At 33.0% G+C, this 15,639-nt stretch carries 13 protein-coding genes; 12 read left to right on the top strand and 1 reads right to left on the bottom strand.

Going from position 1 to position 15,639, the window contains the following annotated elements; genetic code table 11:
- Positions 1-18: 18 nt before the first annotated feature.
- The 12 genes from ACHABW_RS13720 to ACHABW_RS13665 all read left to right on the top strand — a co-directional run bounded on the left by ACHABW_RS13720 (position 19) and on the right by ACHABW_RS13665 (position 14,737).
- The gene (locus ACHABW_RS13720) at positions 19-1,038 is read left to right on the top strand and encodes a polysaccharide biosynthesis protein (protein WP_435755822.1); all 1,020 of its coding nucleotides are present in this window, start codon (positions 19-21) and stop codon (positions 1,036-1,038) included.
- The gene (locus ACHABW_RS13715; protein ID WP_435755821.1) at positions 1,038-2,147 is read left to right on the top strand and encodes a capsular polysaccharide biosynthesis protein CapF; all 1,110 of its coding nucleotides are present in this window, start codon (positions 1,038-1,040) and stop codon (positions 2,145-2,147) included. Before ACHABW_RS13720 ends, ACHABW_RS13715 begins: the two co-directional genes overlap by 1 nt.
- A gap of 3 nt (positions 2,148-2,150) precedes the next feature.
- Complete coding sequence (gene wecB / locus ACHABW_RS13710) at positions 2,151-3,275, top strand: non-hydrolyzing UDP-N-acetylglucosamine 2-epimerase (protein ID WP_435755820.1); 1,125 nt, start codon at positions 2,151-2,153, stop codon at positions 3,273-3,275.
- 153 nt (positions 3,276-3,428) lie between these two features.
- On the top strand, positions 3,429-4,526 hold the full coding sequence (locus ACHABW_RS13705; RefSeq protein WP_435755819.1) for a glycosyltransferase family 4 protein: 1,098 nt from the start codon (positions 3,429-3,431) through the stop codon (positions 4,524-4,526).
- Positions 4,513-5,799, top strand: a complete 1,287-nt coding sequence (locus ACHABW_RS13700; protein WP_435755818.1) for a lipopolysaccharide biosynthesis protein — start codon at positions 4,513-4,515, stop codon at positions 5,797-5,799. Before ACHABW_RS13705 ends, ACHABW_RS13700 begins: the two co-directional genes overlap by 14 nt.
- Positions 5,792-6,937, top strand: a complete 1,146-nt coding sequence (locus tag ACHABW_RS13695) for a CgeB family protein (protein WP_435755817.1) — start codon at positions 5,792-5,794, stop codon at positions 6,935-6,937. Before ACHABW_RS13700 ends, ACHABW_RS13695 begins: the two co-directional genes overlap by 8 nt.
- A gap of 323 nt (positions 6,938-7,260) precedes the next feature.
- On the top strand, positions 7,261-8,556 hold the full coding sequence (locus tag ACHABW_RS13690; protein WP_435755816.1) for a hypothetical protein: 1,296 nt from the start codon (positions 7,261-7,263) through the stop codon (positions 8,554-8,556).
- 584 nt (positions 8,557-9,140) lie between these two features.
- On the top strand, positions 9,141-10,241 hold the full coding sequence (locus ACHABW_RS13685; RefSeq protein WP_435755815.1) for a CgeB family protein: 1,101 nt from the start codon (positions 9,141-9,143) through the stop codon (positions 10,239-10,241).
- Positions 10,238-10,708 carry a serine O-acetyltransferase gene (locus ACHABW_RS13680; protein WP_435755814.1) on the top strand — a complete coding sequence of 157 codons (471 nt, stop codon included), beginning with the start codon at positions 10,238-10,240 and terminating at the stop codon, positions 10,706-10,708. The genes ACHABW_RS13685 and ACHABW_RS13680 overlap by 4 nt, the downstream gene beginning before the upstream one ends.
- Positions 10,709-11,444: 736 nt before the next feature.
- A complete protein-coding gene (locus ACHABW_RS13675) occupies positions 11,445-12,482 on the top strand; it encodes an NAD-dependent epimerase (RefSeq protein WP_435755813.1) in 1,038 nt (345 codons plus the stop codon).
- A gap of 37 nt (positions 12,483-12,519) precedes the next feature.
- Positions 12,520-13,395, top strand: a complete 876-nt coding sequence (gene galU, locus ACHABW_RS13670; protein ID WP_435755812.1) for a UTP--glucose-1-phosphate uridylyltransferase GalU — start codon at positions 12,520-12,522, stop codon at positions 13,393-13,395.
- Positions 13,396-13,411: 16 nt separating this feature from the next.
- The gene (locus tag ACHABW_RS13665) at positions 13,412-14,737 is read left to right on the top strand and encodes a UDP-glucose dehydrogenase family protein (RefSeq protein ID WP_435755811.1); all 1,326 of its coding nucleotides are present in this window, start codon (positions 13,412-13,414) and stop codon (positions 14,735-14,737) included.
- A 57-nt stretch (positions 14,738-14,794) separates the two neighbouring features.
- On the opposite strand, the gene ACHABW_RS13660 is transcribed toward ACHABW_RS13665, so the two are convergent.
- Positions 14,795-15,364: a competence protein ComK gene (locus ACHABW_RS13660; RefSeq protein ID WP_435755810.1), complete on the bottom strand. Its 570-nt coding sequence runs from the start codon at positions 15,362-15,364 to the stop codon at positions 14,795-14,797.
- Positions 15,365-15,639 lie beyond the last annotated feature (275 nt).

Below are 15,639 nucleotides of genomic sequence, written 5' to 3'. Positions count from 1 at the left end.
AAAGTCGGAGGATATATAATGTTTAAAAATAAAACACTACTCATTACGGGCGGTACGGGTTCATTCGGTAATGCTGTAATGAAGCGATTTTTAGAAACTGATATAAAAGAGATTCGTATCTTTTCACGCGATGAGAAGAAGCAAGATGATATGCGTAAAATTTATAAAAGTGAAAAACTTAAGTTTCATATAGGAGATGTCCGAGATTTAGCTAGTGTGAAAAACGCCATGTATGGAGTGGATTATATCTTTCATGCAGCTGCGTTGAAGCAAGTCCCCTCTTGTGAGTTCTTTCCAATGGAAGCAGTAAATACGAATGTTAAAGGAACTGATAATGTTCTAACGGGAGCTATTGAAAGTGGTGTGAAGAAAGTCATTTGTTTATCTACTGATAAAGCAGCTTATCCTATTAATGCAATGGGAATCTCCAAAGCGATGATGGAAAAAGTATTTGTAGCGAAAGCACAGACAGTAGATCCGGAGAGAACGCTAATTTGTGGAACACGATACGGTAATGTGATGGCCTCTAGAGGTTCTGTTATTCCACTGTTTATTGAACAGATAAAAAATGGCCGACCTCTTACAGTGACGGATCCTAATATGACAAGATTCTTGATGAGTCTTGAAGAAGCAGTGGAACTTGTAGTATTTGCATTTGAAAACGCCGAAGCTGGAGATATTATGGTACAAAAATCCCCTGCATCAACTATTGGTGATTTGGCACAAGCAATCAAGGAACTGTTCAATGCAGAAAATGAAATAAAAGTTATTGGCACTCGACACGGGGAGAAGATATATGAAACGTTGCTCACTAGGGAAGAACATGTAGTGGCAAATGATTTAGGTGGTTTTTATCGAGTACCTGCAGATAAGAGAGATCTAAACTATGATAAATATTTCGTAGAGGGTGATCAGCAATTATCGACGGAAGAAGAGTATAATTCTCATAACACGGAGAGATTAAATATTGAACAGGTGAAAGATAGATTATTAATGCTAGACCTTGTGCGAGAAGAACTGAAAGGTTGGAATCAATAATGAAGATCTTAGTAACTGGTGCAAACGGATTTATCGGCAAGAATTTGATAGCTGAATTAAGAAACCGAGATTATACTGAGATCTTTGAATATGGTAAAGAAACGAATTTTTCTTTACTTGAAGATTATTGTAAAGAAGCGGATTTTGTGTTTCATCTTGCTGGAATAAATCGTCCAAAGGATCAATCTGAATTTATGGATGGTAACTACGGTTTTACTTCAACGCTACTAGGAACGTTGAAAAAACATCAAAAGACATGTCCAGTAATGATCTCATCTTCTACCCAAGCTGAATTAGATAATCCATATGGAATCAGTAAAAAAGCGGGGGAAGAATTACTTTTCCAATACAGTAAAGAAACAGGTAGCAAGGTACTCGTTTACCGTATTCCTAATGTATTTGGGAAATGGTGTAAACCGAATTATAACAGTGCAGTAGCGACTTTCTGTCATAACATATCTCATGATTTACCAATCAAAGTGAATGATCCTAGTGTTGTAATGAACTTAGTTTATATAGATGATGTAGTGGAGGAATTGATGAATGCTGTGAACGGTATTGAAAACATTGTTGGAGAGTTTTGTGAAGTTCCAGTAGATCACACGATTACACTTGGAGAAGTCGTTGATTTGATTTATACATTCAAAAAAAGCCGAGAAGAACGATCTATTCCTAATATGTCTGATCCATTAACAAAAAACTTATATAGTACTTATTTAAGCTATTTACCTGAAGATCAATTCAGTTATGATCTAAAAATGAATGTAGATCAAAGAGGCTCTTTCACAGAGTTTATTAAGACTCCGGAAAGAGGGCAAGTTTCTGTTAATGTATCTAAACCCGGAATAACAAAAGGGAACCACTGGCATCACACAAAAAACGAGAAATTCCTTGTCGTAAGTGGAAAAGGAGTTATTCGTTTTAGAAAGATTGGCACTGATGACACTATTGAATATTTTGTAAGTGGAGACAAGATGGAAGTAGTAGATATACCAACTGGCTACACACACAATATTGAAAATATTGGAGATATGGATATGGTCACGGTTATGTGGGCGAATGAGCATTTTGATCCTGAGAAGCCCGATACATACTACTTGGAGGTATAATGAATGAAGAAATTAAAAGTCATGACAGTCGTTGGTACAAGACCAGAGATTATCAGATTGTCAGCTGTTATTAATAAATTAGAAGAATCAAGTGCAATAGAACATACGCTTGTTCATACGGGACAAAATTATGATTATGAATTAAATGAAGTGTTTTTTAATGACTTTCATTTAAGAAAGCCAGATTATTTTCTTAATTCAGCTACTGGAACAGCGGTAGAAACGATAGGAAATATCCTAGTAAAAATTGATCCTGTTATGGAAGAAGTTAAACCAGATGCTTTCTTAGTACTAGGTGATACAAATAGTTGTTTATGTGCGATCGCAGCAAAAAGAAGGCAGATTCCTATATTCCACATGGAAGCCGGAAATAGATGCTTTGACCAAAGAGTTCCAGAAGAAACCAACCGGAAAATTGTTGATCATACTGCAGATATCAACTTAACTTATAGCGATATTGCAAGAGAATATTTGTTACGAGAAGGACTGCGTGCAGATAGAATTATTAAGACTGGAAGCCCAATGTTTGAAGTTCTCGAATCAAGAAAAAAAGATATTGAAAAATCAGATGTTTTGGACAGATTAGAACTTGAAGAAGGTAAATACTTTATTGTATCGGCTCACAGAGAAGAAAATATTAGTTCAGAAACAAATTTTTTAGATTTGGTCGATAGTTTAAATGCGATTGCTGAAAAGTATAATTTCCCTGTAATTATAAGTACACATCCTAGAACTAAAAATATGATAAATGCTAAAGGTATAGAATTTAATTCATTAGTAAAAACAATGAAACCTTTAGGTTTTAATGATTACGTAAAACTTCAGATGGGAGCTAAAGCAGTCCTAAGTGACAGCGGAACGATTAGTGAAGAATCTTCGATTCTTGGTTTTAGAGCACTAAATATTAGACAAGCTCATGAAAGACCAGAGGCAATGGAAGAGGCATCGGTGATGATGGTGGGATTAGAAAACGAAAGAATATTGCAAGGATTAGAGATATTAGAAACACAAGATGGAGATATATTAAGACTTGTTAGAGATTATAGTATGCCGAACGTATCGGATAAAGTATTAAGAATAATACTTTCTTATACGGATTATGTGAATAGGATTGTTTGGAGGAAGTAATATCCTCAAACGTAATGGTTAGATTACATGGAAGTTTACTATTTATCAAAAGGGCTGGTATTCCTTTTAATAACGCTCTAAGTAAAAAGAATTATTTACTTATTTCAATCTAGAAATTTTGACAATTACTTACTATATTGCGGGGATTTATCAATGAAAAAAATATTAATAATAGGTCCATTTACAAAACAAATAAACGGAATGACTGTTGCTAATAAGATGCTGTTAGATGGCTTGAATTCTATATATCATGTGGAATTTATTGATACATTAAAAGATGTAGAATTCGACAATAAAGAGAATCAAGGGAAATTTAGGTTGCTGAAACTTATAAAAATACTTAAGTATATGTTTAAAGAAATATATACTCTATCAACAAATCAATATAATTATATATATATAACACCTGGACAAAGCTTTTATGGTTTTGCAAGATTCATTCCATATATGCTAGTTGCAATATTCAAAAAAAGTTTCGTTTATCTGCATATACATGGAAGTAAATTTAGAGAAATGTATGATATACAGTCCAAATTAAAACAATTTCTTATTAAATTTTTCCTTAAAAGGGCTAAAGGTATTATTGTGTTAGGAGATTCATTAAGATTTATGGTTGATGAATTGGTTCCAAAAGATAAAATATTTATATGTGAGAATGGTGTTGAAGATAGATTTGTTGCTAGTTTAAAAGACATAGAGGCAAAGATAAAAGGTGCGACTAACAAGAAAAAACAAAATGTTTTGTTTCTCAGTAACTTAATGCAAGATAAAGGTGTGTTAACTTTATTAAAAGCCTCAGAATCTTTTAGTGAAAAGGAAATTGTTATTAATTTAGCGGGGAAAATAGAACCTAAAATAGAGGTTGAAATAATGGAATATTTAAATAAATACCCAGGGAAAATAATTTATAACGGGGTTGTGGATGGTATTACAAAGAAGGAGTTACTTTTAAAAAGTGATATATTTATTTTACCTTCAAAAGACGAAGGGCAACCTATCTCAATTTTAGAAGCATACGCTAACGCTTGTTCCGTTATCACGGATAAAAGTGTCGGAGGGATAAGGGATATCTTTTCAGATGGTATAAATGGCTATAGCTGTGATCATAAAGATTACTTTTCAATAATTGATGGGATAAAAAACCAGACCTTAAACAAAGAAGCTATGATGAAAAACTATAATTACTTTAACCAAAGTTTCACTGAAGATGAGTTTGTTAGGAGGGTATTTAACATCCTTGAAGGTAATTAACTCAATGAAAAACATAATCAAAGGAATATTCTTAATTAAGAATAAAAAAGAAATAGTGTTAAGTGCATCTTCACAGATCGTATTAATCTCGCAGTTAGTTATTCAAAATAAACTTCTGGCAGTTAACTTTAGTAAATTAGAATATGGAAATTGGGCATTATTATTATCCATTTATGTCTTTATATCGATGTTCCCTTTTACCGCATTCGATCAAGGTATAGCGAAGTTAACATACAATAAAATCAATTCACATGAAAGATATTATTTTACTAATAATATCTATATAGTTTATTTAATTCTATTTTTTGTTTACTTTATTATTTTGGGAATCGCGACTAGTACTGTTTTTACTAATACAATTCTATGGACATTTTTTGTTTATTTTATATTATTTACATTTACCGAAATATTAAAGAATAGCCTTGTGGTGATGGATAATGCATCTAGAAATCGATTTAGGGTCTTGCTTTTAAGATTATTTGATTTAATATTTAGAGCGTTATTGTTATTATATTTAGGATATTTAGATTACTTTACTATAAATAATGTATTAATAATTTTTACGCTAGGGAATACTATTTTAATTTTAACTTCTTATAAAAAGTTTGATACAATTTTTGGTTATCTGAAATTAAATAAAATCAAGCATTTGTATAAAGAGATTTTTCTTTTTTCATATCCATTAGTTATATGGGCTGTTTTTGGATGGCTTCATAATATGATTAATAGATGGTATTTGGATTATTACCTTAATCCAGAAACGGTTGCAAAATTTACAATTTTAATATCATTATCTTACTTTTTACCTAGCGCATTGTATGGAATTGTAAACAACTTTTTTATGCCATATATATTTTCTAAAAATACTAAAACAAGCTATTCGTTTTATAAAAGGTATTTAATGATAGTAGGATTTTTTTTATTATTATATACCGTTATCGTAGCCTTTACTAGTGATTATTTAGTCGTAATCTTAGCTGATAATAAATATTTAGATATTTCTTCATATATACCATTTGTAACTCTTTCCTCATCAATTTATATTGTTGCAATGCTTTCTACATTTGAGATATATAGGAGTGGAAACACAAAGCTATTGTTATTACCTTCAATAATATCTGGATTGCTTCCCGCAATTGTCGGCTTTTTTATAATAAATTATTATGGTTTTATAGGTGCAATATATAATCACATATTAGGTCAGGTGGTTTATGCAATTATTGTATTGTATATTTCATACAGGCATATTAGAGGAGAAGATAAAAGTGCTTAAAGACTTACTATTAAAAAACAAGTTAATTTGGAATATTAACAAACATATAAAAGCAAATCAAGTAGAAAAAGAATACGAAAAAACTTTTAATTATTATAAGAAAAAGGATTTGGATAATGACAACGATGATTTATTAAAAAGTAGAGGTTGGACTGATATTAATAAAAAGGATTTAAAAATATTTTATTTAGGAGGAGATCCTCTTCAGGATTTTGGGGGCTTCATTCAAGCTCTAACAAGTATGTGCAATTTGAAATTATTTTACAAACGAGATGGTAGTTACGGTCAATATTCACGGGGGAGAGCGAGAGACCAAAATCTTGATTTGATGTGTGAACTATTTAGTAAATATAAAAGAGAGGAGAATTGGATTCCTGATATTTTAATGATGCAATCATTTGGATTTAACATTAATACGGCGAAAATGAAAAAGTTGAAAGAAATTTATGGCTTTAAGATAATAAATATTGGTATGGATGAGAGATTATCTTATAAGTTGGGCATGGAAAATGGCTTTGAAAGGGGTATAGCAGGATTAAATGAAATTGTTGATTTAGTACTTGTTACTACTCCGGAGTGTGTTGAATGGTATTTAAAAGAAAATATTCCAGCTATATATTTTCCATTAGCGAGTGATGAAGAAGTATATTTTCCTGCTAAAAACATTAAAAAGAAATATGATGTTGGTTTTATTGGAAGAAATTACGGGGTTAGGAAAGAGTTAGTTAGTTTTTTGGAAGAAAATGGTTTAAATATCAAAGCTTATGGCCCCGGGTGGGAGAATGGAGTACTAGATGTCTCTAAGAACAATGAATTCTATAACTCATGTAAAATTGTTTTAGGAACAGCGAATATTGGTTATAGTAGTAAACTCATGAACCCAAAACTTAGGGACTTTGAGGTGCCGCTATCTGGAACCTTTTATATTACAAATTATACAAAAGAGCTTAATAATCTTTTTGAAGAAGATAAAGAAATAGTCTTTTATAATAACAAAGAAGAGTTGATAAGAAAATTAAGATATTACCTACAAAACGACATGATAAGAGAAGAAATTGCAGCTAAAGGCTATGACAAAGCAGTCAAAGAACATCGGTATAAAATAAGACTTAGAAAGACTTTTGAGCAGATTATCTAAAAGTCGTTATTTAAAGGTCTAATTAAAGTCTAGTGGGATTCATTTTTTTATGTGATATGTTAGTAATGTATAATTCATTTAATCATCATACTCAACTGGATTAGATTTGTATATTTAAGGAGGAAAATGCGCATAAAATTAGCTTAATTGGTGCTGAATCTGTTCATTTAAAGGATTTATAAAGAAGTTTATCAGAGCAAGTACTTACAGAAATTTTTTATTTGTTCATATATTGAACTATTAAGTGTTATTTATAAATCCTATTCAATGAATAGCATTGAACAATTAATAAAGCTTATTGATACTAGAAAGGGTTTTAAATAATGATTTCCCAAAATAAAAAGTCTATAGAAGGCTATATAATAATAAAAATCTTTATTGCTTTTATTGGCCTAACTTTGTTATTGATTAATCTTGCGTATGAAAATGTAAGTAGTTTTGTATCGGTTTATGCAGTGTTAATAATTATATTGCTTATTATTAAGAGTAGAAACTCTCAACCATTATTATTGTTTTATTTCTTTTTACTGTCTTATTCAATACTTCCTGTCTTTTTCTTCTTGTTTGAAAATACAATATCTGCATATCCATCGTTCCAAACTTACCATCATTTTAGTAGAACATTAAATTATCAGTTTTTATTTATATTAACTATATATTTTTTTTCGAAAAACAATTATAATCCTGACTTTAAAAAACTGATAGATTTTAAAATTAGGGATAACTTATTTTTGTTCATCATTTCTATACTATTGATTTGGTTTATTATATTATGGGGTAAAACAGGAACAAACATCTTTTCAGCAGGAGGATATGGACAGACTAGTGCTTCTGGTCTCGGGGGAACGGCCATTTGGGAATATAGTTTTTTATTTTTTATTGTAGCTTTCTATTTTTCAGGGTTAAAATCTATTCGGACCAAGGTGGTTTTCTTTACAGCTATAAGTTTCATGTTTAAAGATTTAGCTTTGGGGGGGAGAGTAGCAACCTTACAATTAATAATCTTAATATTTATCCTATATTATGAGAATTCAAATAGAACCGCTAAATTAATAGGCTATGTAACCATTGGTTTTTTTGCTATGGTACTTTTCGGAGAATTAAGGGGTAATTTACACCTAACAATTGGTGATATTCTATCCAAATTTGGCGATCCTTACAGATTCTTGTCAAATCAAGGAGAGGTTTTCTATAGCGGTACATTAATTGTTGAGTTGACGAGAGTAGAATTTGTTGATTTGTCCTTTAGGATTAAATCGTTTATTGGGAATGTTATCTCAATTTTTTTCCCTTCAAAGTTTACTTTTGAAGAGGCACAAGTTCCTTGGATCGCCAGTAGAAACTTAGGTGGTATGGGCGGTGGAGGCATGATAAGTTCATATTTTTATTTCTGGGGAGGGGCTATTGCAGTAATTGCTATTGGAGCTTATGTTTCTCTTCTTCTAAATAATGCATATCGGACTAAGAATATATATGTTAAATTCTATATTATTATGGTAATCGTTACAGTATCTAGATGGTATTCATATAGTCCAATAACATTATTTAAAAGTACCTTTTACATTATACCAGTGCTATTTTTATTTATCTTAATTCATAATTATAAGTATAAAACTTAGTAGGATAAATCTGGGAGCATCTATTTAACTTTGCAACTTCTTTTCTGTAGTTTTTGACTAATATTCTCTTTTAACTTTTGATCATCTGTTCGTAAGAAAGAGAAATGTTGATAGGTGATCCACATTGCTGCTTATAAGGAAAATGCCCAAGAGAGCTTAGGGAACAAACAGGATAAATAAATCATATATCAGATAGTGCTAAGCAGTAGAACTTATTCAATAAGCCAATCAACATTGTGGTGACTATCTCTTGCACCAAAGAACTATGTGTTAATTAATGCTAGGTTTCATGTAATAGCGCATCGTCCTGTAGATTCCTGTCCGGAACCAAAGATCAAAATTGAGAAAAGGAAGGAAGAATGTTAAAGGTGATTAAGTAACGTGCCACAGCCTATGAGTATTTATTCGGAACTTTTGTAAAGGCAGTATCAAAAATGGTGTGTACGCAACCTCAATAACCAGCTTTACAGTAATCCTTAGTAACATTCAAGGTTATCATTCAAATGATACCTCAACATTATATCGGATTAGGTAAATTATCATTTAAGAATGAAAATATAGTCAAGTTGAAGTGAGGAATATCCATGAAAATTTTAATAGTTGGAGATTTTTATTGGGAAATATATGCTAAATCATTTTATAAAGCTTTCCAGGATAAAACAACTGATGTAATAAAGTTTGATACGGATTGTTACTTTAAAAGTAAACCCAACCTCGTAGGTACTGGAAAGAAGAAAAGAGAAATTCAAGATTTATGGTATTTGTTTCAGTGCAAATATAATAAGGGGCCAATAATTTATCAAATGAATTATGATTTGAAAAGCTTAATAAAAAGTGAAATGCCTGATTTAGTTTTCTTATATAGAGATAGATTTATAAGACCTTCAGTACTTAAATATATAAAATCCAAGAATATTAAAATCTTTGCATATAATAACGATAATCCGTTTTCATCTGAATATAAGAATTACTTTTGGGAGAACTACTTCGGGGGGGTATCTTATTGTGATTACGTTTTTGCATACAGACATTCGAATATAGAGGAATATAAGAGAATTGGTGTTGATAATTTAGGTATTCTTAGGTCTTATTATTTAAGAGAAAAAAACTATTTTATAGATGAATCAATCCTAGATAGTCAATATCAGTGTGATATATCTTTTATAGGTCACTTTGAAAAAGATGGTCGGGATGGATACCTAAAAGAATTACTTATAAAAGGCTACAATGTCAAACTATATGGAAGTGGTTGGGAAAATTCAAAATACTATGATTTTCTTATACAAAATCTTGGGGAAATTAAACACCTTCAAGAAGATTATAATTTAGCAATTAATAGTGCGAAAATCGCTTTAGTATTCTTATCTAAGTTAAATAAGGATACTTACACTAGGCGATGTTTTGAAATCCCTGCAACTAAAACCTTTATGCTAGCAGAATTCACAGAAGACTTGAGTAAAATGTTTAAAGAAGGCGAAGAAGCTGAGTATTTCAGGGATATACATGAATTTATGCAAAAGATAGAATATTATTTAAAACATGACAAAGAGAGAAAAAAAATAGGCAGAAAAGGTTATAGGAGATTGATTTCTGATGGACATGAAGTTAGGGACAGGGTAGATGAAGTAATCAGAGTTCATAGAGAGTTAATCCATTCAAAGGGAAAGGATGAAGAAAATAGATGATAAAAAAGCTACTTTATAAAATAATATTACCAACAGAAAATTCAGTTGCATTGTGTTATTTACGAATAAAATTAAAAAAGTATAAGCTGATTTCTTTAATTCTAGAAAATAATTTAATTAGAAAATATGGAATTTCTGTTGGACACAATAGTAAAATAGGAAAAAGATTAAAAATGCCTCATCCTACTAGTATTGTCATAGGAGACGGTGTAGTAATAGGAGATAATGTAACACTTTATCAAAATGTTACATTAGGGAAAAAGATGGGGAATATTAATTCTTCTCATGATTATCCGGTAATAGGAAATAACGTAACCATTTTTGCTGGTGCACAAATTATCGGGAGTGTGTTAATTGGGAATGGTTCTATAATTGGTGCAAATAGTGTTGTTTTAGAAAGTGTTGAAGAAAACAGCGTATATGCAGGTATACCATCAAAGATGATAAAAAGAATAAACTGTGAATAAAGAAAATTTTAACTAGAATATTCATAAACTTTGTTTTTTGACTCATAGGTTACGACTAGCAAATTATTTTATGATTAAAGAGGATTCAAAATTGCTGAATAGATATTCTGGATGCATTTTTTCGAAGCAAAATAATAATTAGTGAATTTTAACCTTATAGAAAAGTGCGAGAAACCGCTTTATTATAAGCAAAACAGAAGGATTCAGTACTTATGATACAGTAGTATTTATGGTACTTACTTCAAGATAGGTACCAAGCTCCTCCAAGAGAGGATAAACCAGCGGTTAGGTTAAACCCGAAAAGTAGGAAGCAAATCCAAAGCCGAATGATAAAAAAACATTTTGTCTATGAGGCACATGCACATCCACCAATATAAAATTTCCATTTTTGTTCGACAAACTAAATGATAGTAAAGTTGCAATCCCCATTATTTCCAATACGATAGTTTTTATTCTATTTAGAGTATATAATAGCATGTTTGGTTTTAAGAGGAATAAGCAATCAATATGATCTTTAAACCTTTGAAAAATAAATAACAAAGTAAACATATTACGAATTCAATAAGTAAAGGAAGTGTACTATGTACAAAATAGCAATAGCAGGAACAGGCTATGTCGGGTTAGTAGCAGGTGTATAGACCTGGGGCCTGTCACTTCCCGAAATATGTCGAATAGCTGTGTTTGGGTAAGTGGTAGGCTCTTTTTTACAAGATTATAAAAGTAAAGGAGCAAATGTATGAATATATTAGTCACTGGTGCGGCTGGTTTTGTCGGCATGCACTTATCAAAGAGATTGTTAGAAGAAGGTCATATTGTGATTGGCTATGACTGTGTCAATGATTATTATGATGTGCAGTTAAAACGGGATCGATTAGAGGTTCTTCGTCCCTTCGGTTCTTTTAATTTTTATGAAGAAGATCTAGCTGATCAAGAAGCTTTGAATCGTTGTTTTGATCTGGAAGATATAGAGGTTGTTATTAATCTTGCAGCTCAAGCTGGTGTTCGTTACAGCTTAGATAATCCTCTAGCGTATATTAATTCAAATATACTTGGTTTTACAAACCTATTAGAAGCTTGTCGCCATAATAAAATAAAACATTTGATATATGCTTCATCAAGTTCAGTCTATGGGGCAAATGTGAAGATGCCATTTTCTACTTCGGATGAGGTTAATCATCCTGTTAGTTTATATGCAGCAACGAAGAAATCTAACGAATTACTAGCACACTCTTATAGTCATTTATATAACATTCCAACGACAGGGTTGCGCTTTTTTACTGTATATGGAACTCATGGTCGTCCGGATATGGCGTATTACTCTTTTACAAAGAATATAGTAGAAGGTAAAACGATTAAGATATTTAATAATGGTGAAATGATGCGAGACTTCACGTATATTGATGATATTGTCGATGGTATTACTCGTTTATTGGACAAGCCTCCAGAACCTAATGATTCTTGGGATCGGGAGTATCCGAATCCAAGTTCTAGCTATGCACCATATAAACTCTATAACATTGGGAACAACCAACCAGTGAAACTGATGGATTTTATTCAAACATTAGAAAAGCATCTTGGTATCGAAGCAAAGAAGGAGTTTTTACCGATGCAAGCAGGCGATGTAAAAGCTACTTTTGCGGATATCGATGATTTACAACGAGACACAGGATTTAAACCTACTACTTCGATAGATGAAGGTCTAAAGAAGTTTGTAGACTGGTACAAAGAATATTACAAGGTGAACGAATTAGCAGCGACAAAACCCTCTCGCTAATGAGAGGGTTATTTAACATGTTAAGGAGTGAAAGGAAATGAAAGTAAGAAAAGCGATTATTCCTGCGGCTGGGCTTGGGACTAGATTCTTGCCGGCGACGAAAGCACAGCCGAAAGAAATGCTCCCAATTGTAGATAAACCAACGATTCAGTACATCGTCGAAGAAGCGATTGCTTCTGGAATCGAAGATATCATTATCATAAGTGGACGAGGAAAGCGTGCGATTGAGGATCACTTTGATAAGTCATATGAGTTAGAAGAAACGTTATTAAAGAAAGAGAAGTTTGCTATCTTAGAAGAGATTAAAGGGATTTCCAGCATGGCGAACATTCATTATATCCGCCAAAAAGAGCCTCGTGGACTTGGACATGCCATTGGCTGCGCGAAACATTTCATTGGTGATGAACCGTTTGCTGTATTACTGGGTGATGATATTGTTCAATCAGAAACGCCTTGCTTAAAGCAGCTAATTGATGTGTTTGAACGCTATAATTCATCCGTTGTTGGGGTGCAGCCCGTTCCTGATGAGGATGTTTCTAAGTATGGTATTGTCTCACCAAAATCTACTGATATTGATAATGGAGTTATTCAGATTAATGGTTTAGTTGAAAAACCAAAACAGGAAGACTCTCCTTCTAACTATGCGGTCGTGGGTCGTTATGTGTTACGTCCGGAGATCTTTCAGATTCTAGATGAATTAGCTCCAGGATCAGGAAATGAAATTCAATTAACAGATGCAATTACGAAGTTGAACGAAGAACAAGTTGTCCTAGCATATGAATTTACCGGAGACCGTTACGATGTAGGCGATAAGCTTGGATTTGTTAAAGCAACGGTAGACTTTGCTTTGCAAAGAGATGACTTGAAAAAAGATGTGTTGGATTATCTGGAGTCAATTACGGAAAACATTTAGAAAGGGAAGGTCAATCATGAAAAAAATTGCAGTAGTAGGCACAGGGTATGTAGGATTAGTCACTGGTGTTGCTTTATCTGAGATAGGTCATCATGTTACTTGTATAGATATAGATGAAGCAAAAGTGGCTCGGATGCAAAAAGGAGAATCACCGATTTACGAGCCAGGTCTAGATGAGATGATGACTCGAAATATTGAAGCAGGACGCCTTCATTTTACGACAATTCATCAAGAAGGTTTTGTTGGGAAGGACGTTGCCTATATCGCAGTAGGAACACCAGAACTAGAGGATGGAACTGCGGATCTTCGCTTCATAGAATCAGTAGCGAAAGACATTGCAAAGAATATCACCTCTGGTATTACAGTAGTAACAAAGAGTACGGTTCCCGTCGGCACAAATGATTACATCTTAGGCTTGGTTAACGATCAATTAGTCAATGATGTAAAGGTAGAGATCGTTTCAAATCCAGAATTTTTACGTGAGGGTTCCGCTATATATGATGCATTTAATGGCGATCGTATCGTTATAGGGTCTGATTCTGAAAAGGCAGCAACTCTCCTAGAGGAAATTAATAAACCTTTTGGTATTCATATTTATAAAACCGATGTACGAAGTGCGGAAATGATTAAGTATGCAGCAAATGCTTTTCTAGCAACTAAAATTACGTACATTAATGAAATCTCAAACCTTTGTGAACGACTAGGTGCGAATATCGTAGACGTTGCAAAAGGCATTGGTCTAGATGATAGAATCGGGAAGCATTTCTTGAGACCTGGTATTGGTTATGGCGGTTCTTGTTTCCCTAAAGACACAAGCGCACTTGTCAAGATTGCCAAGGCTGTAGATTATGACTTTAACCTTTTACAAGCTGTAATTCATACTAATGAAAAACAACAGACATCTTTAGTTGATAAAGCCGAAAAAAGGTTTGGTTCTCTCGAAGGTAAGCGCGTAGCATTATTAGGCCTTGCTTTCAAACCAAATACAGATGACATGCGAGAAGCACCTTCAATTGCTGTAAGCCAAAGATTAATAGAATCAGGCGCTTCCGTTGTCGGATACGATCCAATTGCAATAGATAATGCCAGACGTATCCTACCAGGAGCAGTCGAATACGCATCTTCTGTAGAAGAAGCAGTAAAGGGTTCAGACATAGTTTTCATTCTGACAGAATGGGACGAAGTAAAAGCACTAGATCTTTCGTTAATTAAGGATCACACCACTTCAAAGACACTATTCGACGGACGTAACTGCTTTGACTTAGATACAGTCAAAGAAGCAAACATAGAGTATCACTCTATGGGTAGAGTAAGTGTTGAGAGAGTAGAAATACTAGTATAAGGAAGCGAAGGGACGGTTCTCTGCTTCATTTGCCTATCTTATTTAACCCCGGGTATTTTATTCGGGGTTAGATAAACTATTGAATGCAATGGTGGGTGAGTAGTCGGAATTAACGGAGTACTCTGTTAAAAGATTATACTGAACTCCCCTTGACTGCTGCCCATGCTGACTGCATCGCAAGATGCATAGGGAAGTGCGGTACATTTGTTTTTCTAAGACCGATGGTGATACTGATAAGAGAAGTTTCCTGTTATTCTTGAAGGTGACGATGGTTTGACGAGATTCGTTCTTAGGTGAGGTGAAGTCTTGGATGTGATCGAAGAAAAGCCAGTGGCAATGAAAGTTCGTTGGGGAAAGACTCGGAAATGCGTAAATATCCTGCGTTGGACAAATGGCAATTGGAACTTTTCGTTTGGCACCCATTCGATAGATGGCAGCTTCTCTTCGACCTTCATAGGTGGAGAATCCATCTAAACACGCAGCTTTGATAATTTCCAGTGGATTTTGTTTAACATAGATTTTTAGCCCGGTTTCAAAAACTAATGTAGAGGAGTCCGAGCGATAGGATGGAAGCAAGGCTTGTGTATTTTTTGTAATCTTGTAGTCCTTGTAAACGTTATCAATCATGTTAAATGACCTCCGTTATGATGTAGTGGGGGATAGAAAGCTATCGATATGGGATTGGATTAAAAGTATAAAATTCACTATATTGAACCATTCATTTCTCGTGATTGTCATCTCATGCGACTTGCTAGATTGTGACAAAAGTGTATTCTTTCGACAACAAAAGTCCGAATCCTTTGTTCATTTATTGTATTCTTCTGGACTGCTCCCAATATTGGTTGCATCGCAGGATACAGAGGGAGGTACGGTACATTTGTTTTTCTAGTACGGAAGTGGAG

Origin of the sequence: Salipaludibacillus sp. CF4.18 (assembly GCF_051262595.1) — a bacterium.
GTDB lineage: Bacteria > Bacillota > Bacilli > Bacillales > Salisediminibacteriaceae > Salipaludibacillus > Salipaludibacillus neizhouensis.
This window is presented reverse-complemented; position numbering and strand designations above follow the sequence as displayed.

What these genes read in the sequence shown, in the direction of transcription:
- ACHABW_RS13720 (WP_435755822.1), top strand. Translation starts at nt 19, where the DNA reads ATGTTTAAAAATAAAACACTACTCATTACGGGCGGTACGGGTTCATTC.
- ACHABW_RS13715 (WP_435755821.1), top strand. Translation starts at nt 1,038, where the DNA reads ATGAAGATCTTAGTAACTGGTGCAAACGGATTTATCGGCAAGAATTTG.
- wecB (WP_435755820.1), top strand. Translation starts at nt 2,151, where the DNA reads ATGAAGAAATTAAAAGTCATGACAGTCGTTGGTACAAGACCAGAGATT.
- ACHABW_RS13705 (WP_435755819.1), top strand. Translation starts at nt 3,429, where the DNA reads ATGAAAAAAATATTAATAATAGGTCCATTTACAAAACAAATAAACGGA.
- ACHABW_RS13690 (WP_435755816.1), top strand. Translation starts at nt 7,261, where the DNA reads ATGATTTCCCAAAATAAAAAGTCTATAGAAGGCTATATAATAATAAAA.
- ACHABW_RS13685 (WP_435755815.1), top strand. Translation starts at nt 9,141, where the DNA reads ATGAAAATTTTAATAGTTGGAGATTTTTATTGGGAAATATATGCTAAA.
- ACHABW_RS13680 (WP_435755814.1), top strand. Translation starts at nt 10,238, where the DNA reads ATGATAAAAAAGCTACTTTATAAAATAATATTACCAACAGAAAATTCA.
- ACHABW_RS13675 (WP_435755813.1), top strand. Translation starts at nt 11,445, where the DNA reads ATGAATATATTAGTCACTGGTGCGGCTGGTTTTGTCGGCATGCACTTA.
- galU (WP_435755812.1), top strand. Translation starts at nt 12,520, where the DNA reads ATGAAAGTAAGAAAAGCGATTATTCCTGCGGCTGGGCTTGGGACTAGA.
- ACHABW_RS13665 (WP_435755811.1), top strand. Translation starts at nt 13,412, where the DNA reads ATGAAAAAAATTGCAGTAGTAGGCACAGGGTATGTAGGATTAGTCACT.
- ACHABW_RS13660 (WP_435755810.1), bottom strand. Translation starts at nt 15,364, where the DNA reads ATGATTGATAACGTTTACAAGGACTACAAGATTACAAAAAATACACAA.